18 protein-coding genes and 1 tRNA gene are annotated in these 17,837 nt (G+C 68.7%); 5 read left to right on the plus strand and 14 right to left on the minus strand.

Annotated features, from left to right (window positions below; all coding sequences use genetic code 11):
• Positions 1 to 35: 35 nt before the first annotated feature.
• Positions 36 to 854, minus strand: a complete 819-nt coding sequence (locus AC1KAT_RS04965; RefSeq protein ID WP_480323389.1) for a cytochrome C assembly family protein — start codon at positions 852 to 854, stop codon at positions 36 to 38.
• Between the two features lie 63 nt (positions 855 to 917).
• Between AC1KAT_RS04965 and ffh the strand changes: the two genes are divergently transcribed.
• Positions 918 to 2,288, plus strand: coding sequence for a signal recognition particle protein (ffh, locus tag AC1KAT_RS04970; protein WP_480323391.1), 1,371 nt, complete (start codon positions 918 to 920; stop codon positions 2,286 to 2,288).
• Positions 2,289 to 2,362: 74 nt separating this feature from the next.
• Positions 2,363 to 3,115, plus strand: a complete 753-nt coding sequence (locus tag AC1KAT_RS04975; protein WP_480323393.1) for a DUF2726 domain-containing protein — start codon at positions 2,363 to 2,365, stop codon at positions 3,113 to 3,115.
• Positions 3,116 to 3,130: 15 nt separating this feature from the next.
• Here AC1KAT_RS04975 and ftsY read toward each other — a convergent pair whose 3' ends face one another.
• Positions 3,131 to 4,297, minus strand: coding sequence for a signal recognition particle-docking protein FtsY (gene ftsY, locus AC1KAT_RS04980; RefSeq protein ID WP_480323395.1), 1,167 nt, complete (start codon positions 4,295 to 4,297; stop codon positions 3,131 to 3,133).
• Positions 4,298 to 4,403: 106 nt separating this feature from the next.
• Here ftsY and AC1KAT_RS04985 point away from each other — a divergent pair.
• Both AC1KAT_RS04985 and AC1KAT_RS04990 read left to right on the plus strand, forming a co-directional pair.
• Positions 4,404 to 4,480, plus strand: a tRNA-Met gene (locus AC1KAT_RS04985).
• Between the two features lie 307 nt (positions 4,481 to 4,787).
• Complete coding sequence (locus AC1KAT_RS04990) at positions 4,788 to 5,210, plus strand: GreA/GreB family elongation factor (RefSeq protein ID WP_480323397.1); 423 nt, start codon at positions 4,788 to 4,790, stop codon at positions 5,208 to 5,210.
• Positions 5,211 to 5,268: 58 nt separating this feature from the next.
• On the opposite strand, the gene AC1KAT_RS04995 is transcribed toward AC1KAT_RS04990, so the two are convergent.
• The gene (locus AC1KAT_RS04995) at positions 5,269 to 5,817 is read right to left on the minus strand and encodes a DUF4902 domain-containing protein (RefSeq protein ID WP_480323399.1); all 549 of its coding nucleotides are present in this window, start codon (positions 5,815 to 5,817) and stop codon (positions 5,269 to 5,271) included.
• Between AC1KAT_RS04995 and AC1KAT_RS05000 the strand changes: the two genes are divergently transcribed.
• Entirely contained in the window at positions 5,736 to 6,461 is a 726-nt protein-coding gene (locus AC1KAT_RS05000) for an autoinducer binding domain-containing protein (protein WP_480323401.1), read from the plus strand. The genes AC1KAT_RS04995 and AC1KAT_RS05000 overlap by 82 nt on opposite strands.
• Before the next feature lie 16 nt (positions 6,462 to 6,477).
• On the opposite strand, the gene AC1KAT_RS05005 is transcribed toward AC1KAT_RS05000, so the two are convergent.
• The 11 genes from AC1KAT_RS05005 to AC1KAT_RS05055 all read right to left on the minus strand — a co-directional run bounded on the left by AC1KAT_RS05005 (position 6,478) and on the right by AC1KAT_RS05055 (position 17,833).
• Positions 6,478 to 7,512, minus strand: coding sequence for a class I SAM-dependent methyltransferase (locus AC1KAT_RS05005; RefSeq protein ID WP_480323403.1), 1,035 nt, complete (start codon positions 7,510 to 7,512; stop codon positions 6,478 to 6,480).
• Between the two features lie 24 nt (positions 7,513 to 7,536).
• Positions 7,537 to 9,267, minus strand: a complete 1,731-nt coding sequence (locus AC1KAT_RS05010) for a fatty acyl-AMP ligase (protein ID WP_480323405.1) — start codon at positions 9,265 to 9,267, stop codon at positions 7,537 to 7,539.
• A gap of 62 nt (positions 9,268 to 9,329) precedes the next feature.
• A complete protein-coding gene (locus AC1KAT_RS05015; protein WP_480323407.1) occupies positions 9,330 to 10,199 on the minus strand; it encodes an alpha/beta fold hydrolase in 870 nt (289 codons plus the stop codon).
• A complete protein-coding gene (locus tag AC1KAT_RS05020; RefSeq protein WP_480323409.1) occupies positions 10,196 to 11,416 on the minus strand; it encodes an MFS transporter in 1,221 nt (406 codons plus the stop codon). Before AC1KAT_RS05020 ends, AC1KAT_RS05015 begins: the two co-directional genes overlap by 4 nt.
• 32 nt (positions 11,417 to 11,448) lie before the next feature.
• Positions 11,449 to 11,712, minus strand: a complete 264-nt coding sequence (locus tag AC1KAT_RS05025; protein WP_480323411.1) for an acyl carrier protein — start codon at positions 11,710 to 11,712, stop codon at positions 11,449 to 11,451.
• A gap of 63 nt (positions 11,713 to 11,775) precedes the next feature.
• On the minus strand, positions 11,776 to 12,726 hold the full coding sequence (locus AC1KAT_RS05030; RefSeq protein WP_480323413.1) for an acyl-CoA desaturase: 951 nt from the start codon (positions 12,724 to 12,726) through the stop codon (positions 11,776 to 11,778).
• A gap of 28 nt (positions 12,727 to 12,754) precedes the next feature.
• On the minus strand, positions 12,755 to 14,086 hold the full coding sequence (locus AC1KAT_RS05035; protein ID WP_480323415.1) for a lysine N(6)-hydroxylase/L-ornithine N(5)-oxygenase family protein: 1,332 nt from the start codon (positions 14,084 to 14,086) through the stop codon (positions 12,755 to 12,757).
• On the minus strand, positions 14,083 to 14,532 hold the full coding sequence (locus tag AC1KAT_RS05040) for a nuclear transport factor 2 family protein (RefSeq protein WP_480323417.1): 450 nt from the start codon (positions 14,530 to 14,532) through the stop codon (positions 14,083 to 14,085). The genes AC1KAT_RS05035 and AC1KAT_RS05040 overlap by 4 nt, the downstream gene beginning before the upstream one ends.
• 1 nt (position 14,533) lies before the next feature.
• Entirely contained in the window at positions 14,534 to 15,811 is a 1,278-nt protein-coding gene (locus tag AC1KAT_RS05045; RefSeq protein ID WP_480323419.1) for an alpha/beta hydrolase fold domain-containing protein, read from the minus strand.
• A complete protein-coding gene (locus tag AC1KAT_RS05050; RefSeq protein ID WP_480323421.1) occupies positions 15,795 to 16,739 on the minus strand; it encodes an ABC transporter substrate-binding protein in 945 nt (314 codons plus the stop codon). The genes AC1KAT_RS05045 and AC1KAT_RS05050 overlap by 17 nt, the downstream gene beginning before the upstream one ends.
• A complete protein-coding gene (locus AC1KAT_RS05055; protein WP_480323423.1) occupies positions 16,736 to 17,833 on the minus strand; it encodes an NAD(P)/FAD-dependent oxidoreductase in 1,098 nt (365 codons plus the stop codon). The genes AC1KAT_RS05050 and AC1KAT_RS05055 overlap by 4 nt, the downstream gene beginning before the upstream one ends.
• Positions 17,834 to 17,837: the final 4 nt, after the last annotated feature.

The raw sequence follows: 17,837 nt of genomic DNA on the forward strand, positions 1-17,837 counted from the left end.
CCCCCTTTTACGTTTTGTCTCGATGGTGGCGTGCACTACAGGGGCCGCTGCAGCACGACTTCAAGCACGAAGCGCGAGCCCACGTAAGCCAGCAGCAGCAGCAGCGCCCCCGCGTACACCCAGCGCACCGCGCTGCGGCCGCGCCAGCCCATCAGGCGACGGCCCGCCAGCAAGGCGGCAAACACGCCCCACCCCAGCACCGAGAACACGGTCTTGTGGTCCCAGCGCCAGGGGTTCGAGAACCACCAGCCGAGCAGCAGCGTCGCCGACAGCAACGCAAACCCGGCGATCACGAACTGGAAGGTCAGCCGTTCCAGGCGCAGCAAGGGCATGGCCGGCAGCGCGGCGAGCCCGGTGCCACGCTTTTTGCTGCGCATCTGGCGCTCGGCGGCGTCGAGCAATGCGGCGTGCAAGACCGCAGCACCGAACATGCCGTACGACGCGATGCCCAGCGCCCAGTGCAGCGGCGCCCATTGCGAGGACGCATTCGGCTTGAACTCGCCGGGGTACAGCGCGGCGAGCAGCACGGCGGCTGCGCCCAGGGCCGCCAGCGTGCGCCGCACCGGCGTCAGCGGCACCCAGCGGCTTTCGACCGCATACACCCCCAGCACCAACCACACGGTGGCCGACAGCGCCGGCGCGAAGCCGAAGCGTGCGCCCGACAGGCCGCTGCCCCAGCCCGCCACGTCGGCCACGATGGCCAGGGCGTGCAAGGCCCAGGCGACGATCAGCAGCGGCCGGGCGCGCGGCTGCAGGCGCTCGTTGAGGAGGGCCGCCACGAGGTAGCCGGCGAGCGCCAACACGCTCGGTAACCATATGGCGAACCCCGCAGAAACCCCCGACGATAGAATCATTTTCACAGTGTACTTTCGCGTGCCGCCCCTCTGCGGCACTGCTCTTCCCTCGCTCATCCCCGCATGGCTTCCACCCTCACCGATCGACTGAGCCGGCTCGTCAAGACGATGCGCGGCCAGGCCCGCATCACCGAAGACAACGTGCAAGACATGCTGCGCGAGGTGCGCATGGCCCTGCTCGAAGCCGACGTGGCCCTGCCGGTGGTGCGCGACTTCATCGCGCGGGTGAAAGAAAAGGCGCTCGGCGCCGAGGTCGTGGGTTCGCTCTCGCCCGGCCAGGCGATGGTGGGCATCGTCAACAAAGAACTCGCCGCCACCATGGGCGAGGGTGTCTCCGACATCAACCTCGCCGCGCAACCGCCGGCGGTCATCCTGATGGCCGGCCTGCAAGGCGCGGGCAAGACCACCACCACGGCCAAGCTCGCCAAGCACCTGATCGAAAAGCGCAAGAAGAAGGTACTCACGGTGTCGGCCGACGTGTACCGCCCGGCGGCCATCGAGCAGCTGAAGATGGTCACCAAGCAGGCGGGGGCGGAGTGGTTCCCCTCCACCGCCACCGACAAGCCGCTCGACATCGCCCGCGCTGCGCTCGACCACGCGAAGCGCCACTACTTCGACGTGCTGCTGGTGGACACCGCCGGCCGCCTGGCCATCGACGAAGCGCTGATGCGCGAGATCGCCGAACTGCACAGCGCGCTGAACCCGGTCGAGACGCTGTTCGTCGTCGATGCCATGCAAGGCCAGGACGCGATCAACACCGCAAAGGCCTTCAAAGAGGCATTGCCGCTCACCGGCATCGTGCTCACCAAGATGGACGGCGACTCGCGCGGCGGCGCGGCGCTGTCGGTGCGACAGATCACCGGTGCGCCAATCAAGTTCGCGGGCGTGTCCGAGAAGATCGACGGCCTGGAAGTGTTTGATGCGCAGCGCCACGCCGGCCGCGTGCTCGGCATGGGCGACATCGTCGCACTGGTCGAAGAGGTGCAAAAGGGCGTGGACGTTGCCGCGGCCCAGAAGCTCGCCGAGAAGCTCAAGTCGGGCAACGACTTCGACCTGAACGACTTCTTGTCGCAGATTTCGCAGATGAAAAAAATGGGGGGCTTGTCCGGCCTGATGGACAAGTTGCCGACGCAGATGACGGCCAAGGCCGGGAACATCGGCCAGGCCGACATGGACCGCGCCGAGCGCGACGTCCGGCGCATGGAGGGCATCATCAATTCGATGACACCACTGGAGCGGCGCAAGCCCGAGATCCTGAAGGCCACACGCAAGCGGCGCATCGCCGCCGGCGCGGGCGTTCAGGTGCAGGAGGTCAACCGCCTCCTGAACCAGTTCGAACAGATGCAGGGGATGATGAAGAAGATGAAAGGCGGCGGCCTCATGAAGATGATGAAGCGCATGGGTGGGATGAAAGGCCTGCCCGGCATGCGCTGACATCGTCCGAACCCGCGCTTCGACCTGGTCCCGGCACATGGCCAGCCTTCCTTCGAACCGGATCGTTTGACGACATGGAACTGCTATTGATCGCCGCGCTGGTGCTGGCCCTGGGCTGGTACGTCTGGCGCAAGCGCTCGCAAAGTGCGCCCCCCGCTGCAGACAAAGGCAACCGCGGCAAACCGGCCAAACCCAAACCCGGCCAGCGCGAAGCCCTCGACACGGTGCTGTCGTGGCAACCCCAGGCCACACGCGTGCTGACCACGTCGGAGCGCAAGGTCTACAACTCTCTGCGCATGAGCCTGCCCGAGCACATCATCCTCGCGCAAGTACCGCTCGCCCGCTTCCTGAAGGTGCCCACGCGTTATTCGTATTCCGAGTGGCTGCGCCGCGTCGGCCTGATGTGCGCCGACCTCGTGGTGTGCGACAGCAGCTCGCAGGTGGTCGCGGTGATCGACATCCGCGCGCCCGAAGGCCAAGAGAACGAACGCGCCAAGCAGCGCAACGAGCGCATGACGCGCGTGATTCGCGGCGCCGACATCCCCATGCACATCTGGCGCGAGAACGCGCTGCCCACGGCGACGGCCGCGCGCAACGCCATCCTGCAACTGCCGCCCGACACCCCGCTCGACGTGGTCCCGGGGGGCGCCAAGGCCGCCGCTGCCGTGGTGGACCGGGGCCTGTCGTTCGAGCCCCCGAGCGACGACGACGTGGTCGAGCAAGGCGAAGCACCGCCTTCGACCTGGTTCGACGACCTCGACAGCGCCTCGGTGCCACTCAACGCGGCCAGCCGCCCGGCGCCGCTCGAATCGCGCGAACGGCGCTGACCGGGCCGGGACCGCTCAGCTCAGCAGCGCTTCGGCGAATTCGCGGGCGTTGAAGGTCTCGAGGTCTTCGAGCTTCTCGCCCACACCGATGAAGTAGACCGGCACCGGCCGCTCGCGCGCGATGGCCGCGAGCACGCCGCCCTTGGCGGTGCCGTCGAGCTTGGTGACAACGATGCCGGTGAGCTTCAAGGCGTCGTCAAACGCCTTCACCTGGGTCAGCGCGTTCTGTCCGGTGTTGCCGTCCACCACCAGCAAGACCTCGTGCGGCGCGCCGGCTTGCGCCTTCTCGATCACGCGGCGAATCTTCTTCAGCTCATCCATCAGGTGCAGTTGTGTCGGCAGGCGGCCGGCGGTGTCGGCGATGACGACATCGCAGCCGCGCGCACGGCCGGCAATCACCGCGTCGTAACTCACGGCCGCCGGGTCGCCGCCTTGCTGGCTGACGATGTCCACCTGGCCGGTCTGCCCCGCCGGGCCGGGCTGCACATCGGCGCGCTCGGCCCACACGGCCAACTGCTCACGCGCCGCGGCGCGGAAGGTGTCGGCCGCAGCCAGCAGCACCTTCTCGCCGTGGTCGGCCAGGTGACGCGTCAGCTTGCCGATGCTGGTGGTCTTGCCAGCGCCGTTCACGCCCACGACCATCATCACGGTGGGCGCGTGTTCGCCGATGGCGAGCGGTTTTTCCAGCGGCGTGAGCAGGTCGGTCACGGCGTCGGCCAAGAGAGTCTTCACTGCGGCAGGGTCGGTGGCCTTGGCTTCTTTGACGCGCCGCTTCAAGTCGTTGAGCAGGAATTCGGTGGCCTTCACACCCGCATCGGCCATCAGCAAGGCGGCTTCGAGTTCTTCGTACAGCGCCTCGTCGATCTGCGTGCCGGTGAAGACCTGCGTGATGCTGGAGCCCGTCTTGCGCAGACCCTGGCGCAGCTTGTCCATCCAGCTGCGGCGCTCGGCCAGGGGCACAGCCACCGGCGCTTGGATTTCAGGTGGCGCGGCGTCGGCTGGTGGCGCGAGTTCTGAGGGCGCGGCAGGCGCAGGCTCGGTGCTCGGCAGCACCGCATCGCGCAGCTTGTCCATCCAGCCGCGTCGCTCAGTGACGGGTTCGGCAGCGGGCGGGGACGCGGGGGCGGCAACAGGTGAAGACGGCGTCTCGGCCGGCGGCTTTTTCTTGAAGAAGCTGAACATCGAGGAGGCGGGAGAGCGGGTTTGGCACGGGTGCCACAACGCGCAAAGAAGATTCGATCAGGGCAGTACCAGACCGTCGAATTGCCGGGCTATAATGCGCGGCTCAGGCGCTTTAGCTCAGTCGGTTAGAGCGACGGAATCATAATCCGCAGGTCCGGGGTTCGAATCCCTGAAGCGCCACCAAAATCCAGAAGGCCTGCAAGTCAGCGACTTGCAGGCCTTCTCGCTTTGCGACTGTCTCAGCCCACGACGACAGACATCAACCCGTGATGGTCTCCATGTTCAGCCACCGCCCCTTGCAAGCCCTTCGTGCTGCCACCCCGGCCGCCGTGGGTTCGCGCGTGCGCCTGAACGGTCTCTTGAACGGTCCGGTTGCCGCCGCACTCGGCTAGGCCCGGCGACCCTCCACCCCTCACCCACCTTCGGTCGCCGGGCATCCACCTGGCAGCTTGCGTGCCTTTCGCGCACGCGCCCTCAACCGGAGGATTCCATGACCCGTTGTTCCCAAGAGCGCCGACTGACCGCGCTCGACCATGCCCGCCTGTCCACGCTCGTCGATGCCGCACGCACGCGGCCGACCCTGCCCGTGCCCATCGCCCACCTGGCGCGCGAAGTGCTCGATGCCGCCGACATCGTGGAGCCGACCCAGGTGTCGCCGACGGCGGTGACGATGCGCTCGCGCGTGCTGCTCGAAACCTCGGCCGGCGCCCACCTCGAGGTGGTGCTCTCATACCCCGCCGAAGCCGATGCGTCCAGCCGACACATTTCGGTGTTTTCGCCGCTCGGGTTCGCGCTGCTCGGCGCCGAGGAGGGCCTTGCGGTCCAGTGGTCGGGCCCGGGCGGTGACGCGCACGAGGCCACGGTGGTGGCGGTTCTGTACCAGCCGGAAGCGGCCGGCGATCTCTGGAAGTAGAGACCCACACGCGAGCCCGGCATGCCTTGGCGCTGCGGCGCCGGGCATGCGGGCCTGCTCAGCGCCAGTGGCTGTGCAGTTCTTCGTCGAGCGATTCTTCCCAGGGGGTGCCGGCGAGCCAGCTCTTGAACAAGGCCGCGCTGTGGTCCATCCCTAGGTCATAACCCTTGGCGTCAATGAGCATGATGTTCATGCGGATGGCGGCAGGTGCAGCGTATATTCGCCCCTCGCTTGTTCGGTACCAGTCCCAGCCGATCGACGCCAGCGGACACTCCTTCACACACCACTCCGTGTAGCCGGCGTGTGTGGCCGTGATCCCCTCGTCGTGCAGTTCGTGCAACAGGGCTTCGTCGGTGCGGGACAGCACGTGCTCCAGCATCGGAAAAGACAAATGATGGAGCCGGACCCGGAAGAAGCCGTCCGGGTCTGGCGCCTGAGTCCGGTGGGAGCTGAAAGTCATCGGTGAGACGGTGCGTGGACCGGTGATGGCAGTTGCGTGAGTCATGTTGACAGGGAAGCGCGCGAATGGAAGCCTGGAAAGAACAGGTGCTGCATGAGGTCTGCACGAGCCATGGCGGAGACGTCGATAGCACTTACGCGCATGCATTGAAGATTGCGCAAAGCCTGGGCTTCGATTTCTGCGCCTATGGCATTCGCACCTCCGTGCCGGTCTCGCGCCCGAAGGTGCGCACGGTGAACAACTACCCGAGCGCTTGGCAGGAAGCCTACGCGAGCCGCAACTATGTGGCGATCGACCCGACGGTGGCTTCTTGCATCAAGTCTCCCACACCGCTGCTGTGGTCGGCGCTTGACCTTGATGGCACACCGGACCACTTCAGCGAGCAGGCTTCGACGCATGGCATTTCGCATGGTTGCTCGCTGGGTTGCCGCAGCCCCGATGGCAGCTTCGGCATGCTGACCTTCGCGCGCGGCCAGGGTGAAATCTCTGAAGAAGAACTGTCGCGCCTGAGCCCGCAGCTCTTCTGGGTGACGGCGATGATGCACACCACCGCGGCCAACGTGCTGGTGCCGCAGATGGTGCCCGAGTCGTTGGCCGACCTGACCGAGCGCGAGGTCGAGGTGCTGAAGTGGACCGCCGATGGCAAGACCTCGGCCGACATCAGCATGATCATCAGCATGAACGAGCGCACGGTGAACTACCACCTCGCCAACGCGACGAAGAAGCTGCACGCGACCAACAAGACCCAGGCCGCCGTGCGCGCGGCCATGCTGGGCATGTTCGACAAGTAGGCGCTTCACGGCGCCGTCACGCCGCTTCGGCGAGCGGTTCGACCCATGCGGGTTCGACCGTCGGCGCGGCCAGCGGGCAGGCAGCGCGCTGGATGCGTTCGCTGAACTGCCCCAGCGCCGCCGCACGGCCGGTGACGAAGGTGAAGCCGGTGGGCTTCATCAGCAGCTCGACCACGCGAAGCCGCTCTTCCACGCTGAACGACGCGTAGCTCTTCCTGAGCGCCTCGGCACCGAGCAGCCCGCCCACCTTCAGCGCGAGCAGGCAGTCGATGCCCTTGGCCTCGCCCAGGTTCAGCAGCACACTGGCGCCGGGCACGTTGAGGCTGTGGACGCTGTACCAGCCCAAGCCCGCACCGCCCAGCAAGTCGCGCAGGCCGTCGAAGCGGAAGGCGGCCACGCTCGGGTGGAAGAAGGCATCGACCACCGCGTGCGACAGCAACTCGCCCGCGTGCTGCGGGCTGACGCTGCGAGGGCCGTAGTGGTCGTCGGGCAGCGTCAGCGAGAAGGCGTCGCTGACCTGCACCATGCGCGCGGCGTCGGCCGCATCGGGGCAGAAGAGCCGCGCCAGTTCGCGCTGGCGCAGCCGGTCGAATTCGCCGATGGCGTGGTACAGCCACACGTACATCACGCCCGCCGGTGCGAGCACACGGGCCAGGTCGGCGATGCCGGCCCGCGGGTCGGCGAGGTGGTGGACGAGGCCCGAGGCGATCACGAGGTCGTAGGTCACCCCGGACGCCGCCAGGCTGGCCAGGTCTTCGACGCGCCAGTCGATGTTGTGCAGGCCCGCGCGGGCCGCATGCTCTCGGGCGTGCGCAATGGTCACGGCCGAGATGTCCACGCCGGTGAAGCGCGTCTCGGGATAGCGCCGCGCCAGGCTCATCAGGCGCTGGCCGGTGCCGCAGCCCACGTCGAGCACGCGCGTGCCGTCGAGCCGCCCGTCGGGAAACAAGGTCTGGATGCCGTTGGCGAGATCACCGATCTCGCCGTCGCCCTGCCCTGCAAAGTCGCCGGGGAACGGAAACCGGTCGTAGAACGCCTGGTTGGAACTCATGGTGCGTGCTCCCTGGGGTCGGGTTCAGCAGACGGCTTCGGTTTCCCAGCGCGCCCATTCGGACAGGTCGCCCTTCAGGAACTGCTGGCGCGTGAACGAGCGCTGGATCTTGCCGCTGGACGTCTTGTAGGTCTGCCCCGGCTGCACGATGACCACGGCGCCGAGCGGCAGCGCGAAGCGCCCGAGCACGGCCTCGCGCACGCGCTGGATGACGGCCTCGCCCTCTTTGCGGCGCGCCATGCGTTCGATCTCGGCCACCACGCCGACGCTCGCCTGCCCGCCGCGTTCGTATTCGAAGGCGACGCAGCACGAGGCCTTCACGTCTTCGACGGTCTCTTCGACGCTGCGCTCGATGTCTTGCGGGTAGAAGTTCTGGCCGCGCACGATGATCAGGTCCTTGGCGCGGCCGGTGACGAACACCTGCTCGCCCTGGCGCACGCCCAGGTCGCCGGTGCGCAGGTAGGGGCCATCGCCTTCGCGCGTGAAGGCGTTGAAGGTCTGGCGGCTCTGGTCGAGCTTGCCCCAGTAGCCCAGCGCCACGCTCGGGCCCTTGACCCAGATCTCGCCTTCTTCACCGTCGGCACGCGGCTGGTGGGTGGTGGGACACACGACCAGCACCTTCTGGTCGTTCATCGTGCGGCCCGAGCCGACCAGATCGACCGGCGGCGGCGGCGCGTCGGCCCCCGGCGCGGCGGGCGGCGCCCAGTGCAGGTACTCGGGTTCGTCGGTCATGCCGCCGCCCAGCGCGAACAAGGTGCCTTCGGCCAGGCCGTAGCAGGGGTAGAACATGCGCGAGGCGAAGCCGGTGCTCGCAAAGCGCTCGGTGAAGCGCTCGATGGTCTGGCGGCGGATCGGCTCGGCGCCGTTGAACATCACGTCGAGGCTCGACAGGTCGAGCGTGGCCAGCTCTTCGTCGGTCAGCTTCTCGACGCACAGGTCGAACGCGAAGTTCGGGCCGCCGGTGATGGTGGCGCGCTCTTTCGACGCCCAGCGCAGCCAGCGGTAGGGATCTTGCAGAAAGTCGAAGGGCGACATCAGCGTGGCCGGGTAGCCCGCGTACAGCGGCTCCAGGATGGCCGAGATCAACCCCATGTCGTGGTACGGCGGCAGCCAGCTCACCAGGCGCGAGGCCGGGTTGTGGCCGAAGCGGCTGGCGATCTGCTCGACGTTGTGGACGATGTTGCCGTGCGAGACCATCACGCCCTTGGGCGAGCCGGTCGAGCCCGAGGTGTACTGCAGGAAGGCCAGCTCGGACGCGCGCTGCGCCCGCGGGTCCATCGTGTACATCGGCTCGATCGCGGCGTCTTCGGCCGGCAGCAGGTGCACGCCCTGCCCCGCCGCGAACAGGTCGGGCAGGCCTTGCATGATGCGGTCGCCGTCTTGCGGCGGCGCCATCAGCAAGGTCGCGCCGCAGTCGCGCACGATGTCGAGCACGCGCCGCGCGTGGTGGTTGTTGCGCATCGGGTAGGCGGGGATCGCCACCACGCCGGCCCACAGGCAGGCATGGAAGGCGACGATGTAGTCGAGCCCCGGCGAGTACAGCAGCACGGCACGCGAGCCCGATTCGGCGCGGCGGCGAATGCGCGCGGCCATCGCGGCGACACGCTCGTGCAGCTCGCGGTAGGTCAGCGTGTCGAAGTCGTCGTCGCTGTCGGCGTCGTTGATGAACTTGTAGGCCAGGGCGTCGGGCGTCTGCTCCGATCGCTGGGCCAGGCACAGGGGAATCGTGGTGTCGAACACGGTGTCGGACGTCATGGCGGTTCTCTCTCCTGGGGGGTGCGTGGGTGGCGCGGCAGCGCTGCCGCGCCGGTCAAGGGTCAAAGGCGGGGCGAGGTGCCGCGCCGTTCAAGAAAATCGAGGACGCGCGGGGCCAGCTCTTTGCCCCGGGTCAGCGCGCCGAAGTGGCCCGTGCCGGGCATCTCGACGTACTCGGCGCCGTCGATGGCCTCGGCCACCGCGCGGCAGCGGTGCGCCGGCGTGAGGATGTCTTCCTCGAAGCCGACCACCAGCGTGGGGCAGCGCAGCGCGCGCAGGTGGTCCAGGCCCGGCCCGTAGGCGCTGGCGGCAAAGAAGCCCGCGCGGCGCGTCAGGTCGTCGTAGTCGGTGGTGGCGTAGAAGCTCTGGAACATCTTGTCGTAGCTCGCGTCGTTGAGCAGTTGCGCGCGGCTGCAGCCTTGCATCAGGTCCATCGCGACCATGTAGGCCTTGGGCACGTCGGCCCCGGTGTCGTAGATGGCGGACTCGGCCTCCATCAGCCGGCGTTGCAGCGGGCCCGACTCGGCATAGGTGCCCAGCAGCACCAGCGCGGTCACGTCGATGGCGCGCGCCAGTTCTTGCGACACGAAGGCGCCCATCGAGGTGCCCACGAGCGTGGGGCGCTCGATGCCCAGGTGCGCGAGCAGGGCCCGCGCCTGGCGGGCGTAGCCCTCGACGGTGAACGCCTTGACCCGGGCCGGGTCTTCGACGCCCTCGTGGTTGAAGGTCAGCACCGAGTGGCCAGCGGCCGCGAAGATCTGCCCGTAGGTGGGCAGCCAGTGCGACATGTCCATGCCGACGCCGTTGACCATCACCAGGCAGTGGCCGCTGTGGCCTTGCGAGAGGCGCCAGTCCATGCCTTCGAAGCTGCCTTCGGTGACACGCGGGCTGGCGGCGAGGGCCGCGTCGGCCAGGGTGGGGGTGGATTTCATGCGAGTCGCTCCAGGTTCTTGATTTGGGGGGTGGTCTGCCAGGGGCGCGACACGCGCCCGATGAGCGCGACCGACACGGTCCAGGCGGCGATGGCCGTCCAAAGGATCGGGATGAAGCCGCGGTCGATCACGTCGCCTTCGGCCAGCATGATCCAGCCGCCCACGATGGCGCCGACCGCGTAGCCGAAGGACAGCAGCAGCGAAAAGGCACCCAGCAGTTGCTGCCGCTGCGCGGGGTCGCCGCGCGTGACGGCGAGGTAGCTCAGCCCCGTCATGCGGAAGGACTCACCGGCCGCATAGCCCAGGCAGATCACCAGCACGATGGGCACGACGGTCGCGGCCGACACCGGGAAGTAGGTGATCAGCAGCACCGTCGCCACCAGCGAGGCGATCGACAGCCACAGCACGCGGCTGGGCTCGGCGCGGCCGAGCACGCGGCCGGCGATGCGGCTGGTGAAGAAGGCCAGCAGGCCCGAGGCGCTGAAGGTCAGCATGAAGCCGGCGGCGGGAAAGCCCCGCACGTCGAGCAGGTAGGCGGGGATGTAGGTCATGTACAGCCCCGAGCCGAAGCGCGTCAGAAAGACCAGCACGAAGTACGCACGGCTGCTGGGCGCGCGCAGCAGCTGAGCGTAGGGACGCAGGTCGATGCCGCCGGCGCCGGGCACCGGGCGGCTGGCCGGCAGGAAGAACGCCGCCACCACGAAGGTCAGCAAGAAGAGCGCGGCCACACAGAAGAGCGCGGCGCGCCAGCCGAGGTCGCTCACCGTGCCGACCGCCAGCCCGATGGGCACGCCGAACAGCGTGGCCATGAACGCGGCGCTGGTGATCAGGCCCGACAGGTCGGCCCGCTGCTCGGGCGCGAAGTGGTCGGACACCGCCTGCAGCGCAAAGAACAGCAGCGAGCCGTAGCCGATGGCGCTGACGAGCGACAGCACCGCGAACACCGCGAAGCTCTGGCTCAGGGCCGTGGCGACGAGCGCGGCGGTGGCCGCGAGCAGGAAGCCCAGCGCCAGCCCCCGCTTCGAGAAGCGGTGGGCCACACCCCCCATGAGGAACGACGTGCCGCCCGCCAGCAGGAACTGCAGGCCCGACACCATGCCGACGGCGCCGACGGTGGTGTTGAGATCGCGCGCGATCTGCGGGGCGAGGATGGGCAGCATCAGTGGCACGAGGTAGCCACAGAACGCCATCATGAACAAGGCTAAGCGCAACAGCATGGTCGCTCCTTCAGGGGGTGAAACAGAAAGGCTCAGGCGCTCTGCAGCGCCCGGCCCTGCACGTGCCGGGTCAAGGCCGCGATGGTGTTGTGCTCGTACAGTGCCGTCGCCTTGAGCTTCACGCCGAAGCGGCGCTTGATCTCGGCGGTGATGGTCACGGCGAGCAGCGAATCGACGCCGATGACGTCGAAGGTCTTGTCGTGCGGCACCGAGCGGACGTCGGAGCCAATCTGCGCGGCGATGTATTCGGCCAGCCAGGTGTCGAGCTGGTCGAGGTTTTGCGGGGTGGGGGTCATGCGGTTCTCCTCGTGAAAGTTCGTGAAGGGATGGGGTCGAGCGCGTCGATCAGCGATCGCTCGTCAATCGGGTGCGGACAGCTTGGCTGCGACTTCTTCCGGCGTGGCGACGTGCATCTCGCGCACGGCACCGGTCCAGCTCAGGGCCTTGATCAAGAGGCCGGCCAGGTCGAGTTGCCACCAGCGGAAGTTCAGCATCGCGCTGCGCGGAAACGCGTGGTGGTTGTTGTGCAGTGACAGGCCGATCGACACCACCGACAGCCAGAGGTTGTTGTGGCTGCGATCCTTGCGTTCGAACATGCGCGAGCCGAAGCTGTGGCAGATCGAGTTGGTGGCGTAGAAGACCTGGTTGCAGGTGAACACACGCAGCACGCCGCCGAAGACCAGGCCCGACAACGCACCGGCCCAGCTGCCGTACCAGGCCGCGCCGATCACCGCAGGGATGACCAGGCCCAGCGCGCCCCACTTGTAGTAGTTGACGTGCAGGCTGAAGAGCACCGGGTCCTTGAAGAGGTCGGGCACCCAGCGTTCCCAGCCCATGGGCTTGAGCTGGCCGGGCTTGAGCATCCAGCCCTGGTGCGCGTGGATGAAGCCGCGCACGCGGCCGCGCCAGCCCTGGCCGGTGAAGCCGGCGTTGGGGCTGTGCGGGTCTTCGGGCTTGTCGGTGTGCGCGTGGTGGCGGCGGTGGGTGGACACCCACCAGATCAGCCCGCCCTGAAAGCTCATCGAGCCCAGCACACCCAGCGTGTAGGTGAGCCACTTGGCGGCCTTGAAGGTGCGGTGTGCGAAGAAGCGGTGGTAGCCGACTTCCATGCCGACCATGCCCAGCAGGTGGCCCACGGCCAGCAGCGTCCACTCGAAAGCGGTGACCTGCCCGCCCATCGCCAAGTAGGCGATGACGCCGACGACGGTGAGCGGGGGGATCAGGTTGACCACCCAGACGATCCACACGTCGCGCCGGGCGACCCGGGCACGGCGTTGTTCGCCCAAGGGGGCCTGAATGACTTGTTCCATGGCTTTGATCTCCTGAGGTGAGCGGGCGTCAGGCCAGGGCCCCGTCCGCTTCGGTGATGCGTTCGCTGGCGGCGCGCGCGGGGCGCGGCGGGCAGCATGCGAGCAGCGAGTCGAAGATGTCCTGGCTGCGCAGCGCGAGCAGGCTGAACGAGCCGGCGTCGCCATAGCCGTGGCTGCTTTCGCACAGGCCGTTGAGGTACAGCGGCGGGATCGCATCGACCTCGTGCGCCGCGCACAGCGAGTAGTCGCGGTTGATGACCGGCAGGCCTTCGTCGTCGAAGCGGATCTCGGAGGCGATGCCGTCGAGGATCTTCGGCAGCGACTCCTGGTGCGCCTGCGGGCCGAGGTTGCGGTAGCCGGTGGCGAGGATCACCGCGTCGAGCTGGCGCAGGTCGGTGCTCTCTTCGCTCAGGCGGTTGCGCACCTGCATCACCAGTTCGTTGCCGTCGAGGTGCACGCCGACGGGTTCGCTGCTGGTGAGCAGGTTCACGCGCGGGCGGCCGTCGAGCTTGTCTTCGTAGAGGCGCACGTACAGGTCCTTGATGGTGTCGTGGTCGGCCGCCGAGTAGTTGGTGAAGTGCAGGTGCTTGTCGAGCTCGCGGCGCGTCTTCTTGCTGCTGTTGAAGTACTCATCGACGAACTCGGGGAAGTACACCTCTTCGCTGAACTGGCTGGTGTCCTTCAGGCGGTAGCCGTAGCCGCGCATGACGTTGAAGACCTGCACCTGCGGAAACTCGCGGTGCAGGTGCAGCACGATCTCGATGGCGCTCTGGCTGCCACCCACCACGGCCACGCGGCGCAGCGGGCCGCGCTCGGTCACGGCGCGCAACGAACGCAGGTAGCTGTGCGAGTGGAAGACCCGCGTGTCGTGCAGCTTCGAGAAGATGGCCGGCACGTTGACGGTGCGGCCCGGGGCCACGACCAGCGAGCGGGCCACGTACACGCGGCCGTCTTGTGTGGTGACGCGGTAGTGCTGGCGGTCGTCGGTGAGGGCGATGCTGCCGACGCGGGCGCCGTAGACGACGCGGTCGGTGAAGAACGAGGCCACCCAGGCCACGTACTTCGCGTATTCCTTGCGCAGCGGAAATTCGAGCCCGAGGTTCAGGTGGTCGAACAGCAGGCCGTGCTCGTGCAGGTAGTTGACGAAGGTGAAGCGGCTGCGCGGGTTGCGCGGCGTCACCAGGTCGCGCAGCGGGTGGTTCTGGATGTCGGCGCCGGGCAGCAGCATCTCTTGCTGCCACACGGGGGCGTCGCGCGCTTCGAGAAACAGCGTGCGGCCGGTGAAGCCGCGCTCTTGCTGGAGCACGGCGAAGGCCAGGTTGGCGGGGCCGAAGCCAACGCCCAGGGTGTCGTAGATCATGAGGTCTCCGTGAGAGGTTCGGGCTGGGCCGCGGCTGCGGCAACCGTTGCGGTGGCGGGGGTGGTGACAGACGGCGCGACCGGCGAGGTCACGCAGACGTAGTCCCAGCGGGCGATGCGTCCATCGCGCCGGGTGAGGTACTCGAAGCCCTTGCCTTCGGTGCGCACGCCGCTTGCGGCGTCGGTGAAGGCAAAGCGCACTTCGACACCGAGCGTGTCGCCTTCGGCGAAGCGCAGCGTCTTGTGCAGCTGGTAGTCGTGCAGAGCGGCGTAGCGCGGGGCCAGGAAGGCGCACACGGGCTCGCGGCCCTGCAGCGGCGGCAGCAGGTTGTAGTGGACCTGCACGTCTTCGTGCAGGCACTCGCGGATGCGCGCGAGGTCCAGCGTGCCGAAGCGTTCGGCCACGCCTTGCAGCCAGTCGCGCGCTTCTTGAAGGTCGGTGGGCATCTCAGCACCCGCATTCGAGCTTCTGGCCTGCGCGGGCCTGCGCACCGGCGGTGGCGTAGCCGTCGCGCTTCCACCAGTCGAGGCCGCCCAGCAGCTCTTTGACCTGGAAGCCCAGCGTGGCCAGCTTGAGCGCGCCCTTGGTCGAGGCGTTGCAGCCGATGCCGTCGCAGTAGGTGACGTACAGCGTGTCGCGGTCGAGCGAGGCCGTGCTCTCGGCGTTCATCGTGCGGTGCGGGAAGCTCTTCGCGCCGGGGATGTGTTCACGCGCATAGGACTCGGCCGAACGCGCGTCGATAACGACCAGGCGCTGGCCTTCGTTGAGGGCGGTGTACAGGTCCCAGGAATCGGTTTCGTGGGCGAGCTTATGCTGGTAGAACTCTTGCGCGTTCATGGTTTCTCTCCTCGTGGATGACAGGGCGGCGAGCACGTCGCCGATGCGGTTAACGGCTTGGAGGCAGCTCTCGGAGCGGCCGGCGAACAGACAGAAGTCGTGGCTGAGGGCGTCGAAGCACTCGTGCCGCACGGGCACGCCCAGGCGGCGCAACTGCTCGCACCAGGCGAAGGCCTCGTCGCGCAGCACGTCGCAGCCGGCGCTGGCGACGTAGACCTCGGGCAGCGCCGCGAAGTCGGGGCAGGCGATGGCACGCAGCTCGGCGTGCGGCGTGTAGTGCGCGGTCCACAGCGACTTGAAGTACGCCATCGCCGTGGCGTCGAGCGTGAAGCCGCGCCCGTAGGCCGCGTACGAAGGGCCCTCGTGCAGCAGGTCGAGCACCGGGTAGATCAGCGCGAGCGCCGCGATGCGGCCGGCACCGCCTTGCTGGCGCAGCTGCCGCCACACCTGCAGCGCGAGGTAGCCGCCGATGCTGTCGCCGGCCAGCACCACGCGGGCCGAGCCCGGCAGGCTGTCCAGGCGCGTGCGCACCGCGTTCACCACGTGCGCCAGGATCTCGGGCACGCCGTGCTCGGGCGCCAGCGGGTAGGCGATGGGCTCGATGACCAGACCCTGCGTGCGCTGCCAGTGCTGCAGCAAGGGCGCGAAGGTGGCCACGTCGTGGTGCACCAGGCCACCGCCGTGCAGGTAGAGCACGGTGGCCGCGTCGCGCCGCGGGGTCGCCGTGTCCACCGGGGTGGCGGCGACCGCCGGCAGGTTGACGCTGGCGATGAAGCGGGCGGTGGCCTCGCGCTGCTCGGGGCCGCCGGTCGCGGGGCCACGGCGCAGCCAGGCCGCCAGTTGCACCAGCGGGGCGAGGTCGGGGGCGAGTTCAGTGGCCGACGACATGGTGCTCATCCGGTGAATGGGCGCGGGCCAGGCGCAGCACGGCAAAACGCAGCGGGCGTGCTTCGCGCACCAGGGCGCTGCGCGGCAGGTCCAGCACGCCGGCCGAGGTGTCGGGGGCGGCTTCGGGGTTGAGCAGGTGCGACACCGCCACTTCGAGTGCGCTCACGGTCTCGAAGAAGTACACCCCGGGCACGCCGCCCCAGCGGGCGGTGTAGCGCGCGGCCAGGGCCTGTTCACCCACGGTGCGCGGCACGCTGCAGAAGCCGACGATGGTCACGTTCAGCGGCGTGCGGGCGAAGTCGTCGCGCGCCTGCGGGGTCATCACGTCGTCGCACAAGACCAGCTCGCGCACCTGCGGGAACTGCACGACGCAGCGGGCCAGAAAGTCACGCGAGCGGGCATAGGTGCCGGCGAACAGCAGCACCTCGTCGGCGGGCGTCGCGTCTTGAAACTGCGACGACAGCGCCTTGAGCGTGTTCACCACGCTCAGGCCGTGGGTGCTGCCGTCGTGCGCCAGGCCCACGTGCTCGTGGCCCGCGCTGCGCAGCACCTGCTTGAGGTAGGTGCAGTAGTCGGCGTCGTTGTCGCACAGCCGGTACACGCCCGGCGCGGCGGTCAGCAGCGTGGCGGTGGCCGCCGGCAGGTACAGCGGGATGCCGTGCTGCGCGTACACCGGCGCCGCGCCCATCGCGGCCGACGAGGCGTAGTGCCCGACCACTGCGCTCACACCTTGCGCGACGAGGTGGCGCGCGGCGGTTTCGGCGTCGTCGGCATTGGCGCCGTCGTCTTGCCAGCACGGCTCGATGGCAACTTGCCAGCGCGACTCGACGCTCGGCAGCGCCGCCGCGACGGCGCGCTGCAGCGTGTGCCCGTGCACCGAGGCCCCGGGCGACACCGCACCCGAAAAGCCGATGCGAAGCGACTTCATGCAGCCCCCCCGACGGCGCGGCGCACCTGCTCGATCACCTGCGCAGCCACGACCTCGGCCGCGGCCGGGATGTACTTTGCGCCCCGGCCCGAGAAGCCCGTCATCACGCCGATGCGCGAGCGCGGGTTGACGAAGCCCAGCAGCGGGTGGAAGTCGGCCGTGTAGGCCTCGTCGCCCTCGTACAGCGCGACCGGGGCGAGCCCTTCGACGCTGCGGGTGCGACCGAGCCGCTGCAGGTTCTCGTTGGCCAGGTCGGTGAGGCTCACCGCCGTGGCGTGGCCCGGCCGAGCATCGCGCAGGCCCGCGCCACCGCCGTAGAAGAACCCGGCCGATTCACCCGGCCGCGTGTAGCAACCGGTGACTTCGTCGATGGTGCACGGCAGCGTGGCCGCCGGCACCCGCCCCGCCTGCCCGAGCAGCCCGACCAACGGGATGGTCTGCGGCATCAGGTCGAGGCCACCGAGCAGCGTGCCGCTGCCGGCACCGGCGGCGACGATGGCGCAGGCCGCGCGCAGCGTGTGGCCGTGGGCCAGCGTGACCTGCACGCCGCCTTCGTCTTCGTGCAGGGCCTGCACGGCCGCGCCTTCGACGAGGCGTGCGCCGCCCTGCACCGCCATGCGACCCAGCGCCTGCGCGGCCTGCATCGGCTGGCAATAGCCGGCGCGGGGCTCGAACAGCACGACCGCGTCGTCGCGCCACACCGTGCCGGCGCGCAGGGCCGGAAAGCGCCGCAGCGCGTCGGCAGCGCTCAGCAGCTCGATGTCGTCGGCACCGAGCCCAAGCGCGTCGAAACGCTCACGCAAGGCCACCGGATCGGCATCGGCCATGAAGTACACGAGACCGCAGCGTTCGATCACGATGCCGGCGTCGGCCTGTTCGAGCGCGGCCCAGGCGGCCCGGCCGCGCACGTTCCAGGCCATCAGCACGGGGTCGGGGTCGTACAGGCGCAGGATGCCGCGCGACGCCGCGGTGGCGCCGCCGCTGCCCAGGCGCGACGCACTCAACACGAGCGCATCAAGCCCGGCGCGGGTGCACTGCAGGGCCAGCGACGTGGCTGCCAGCCCCCCACCCACGATGATGACTTCGGCATCCATCACG

This window comes from Piscinibacter sp. PDB5-1 (genome assembly GCF_056676035.1).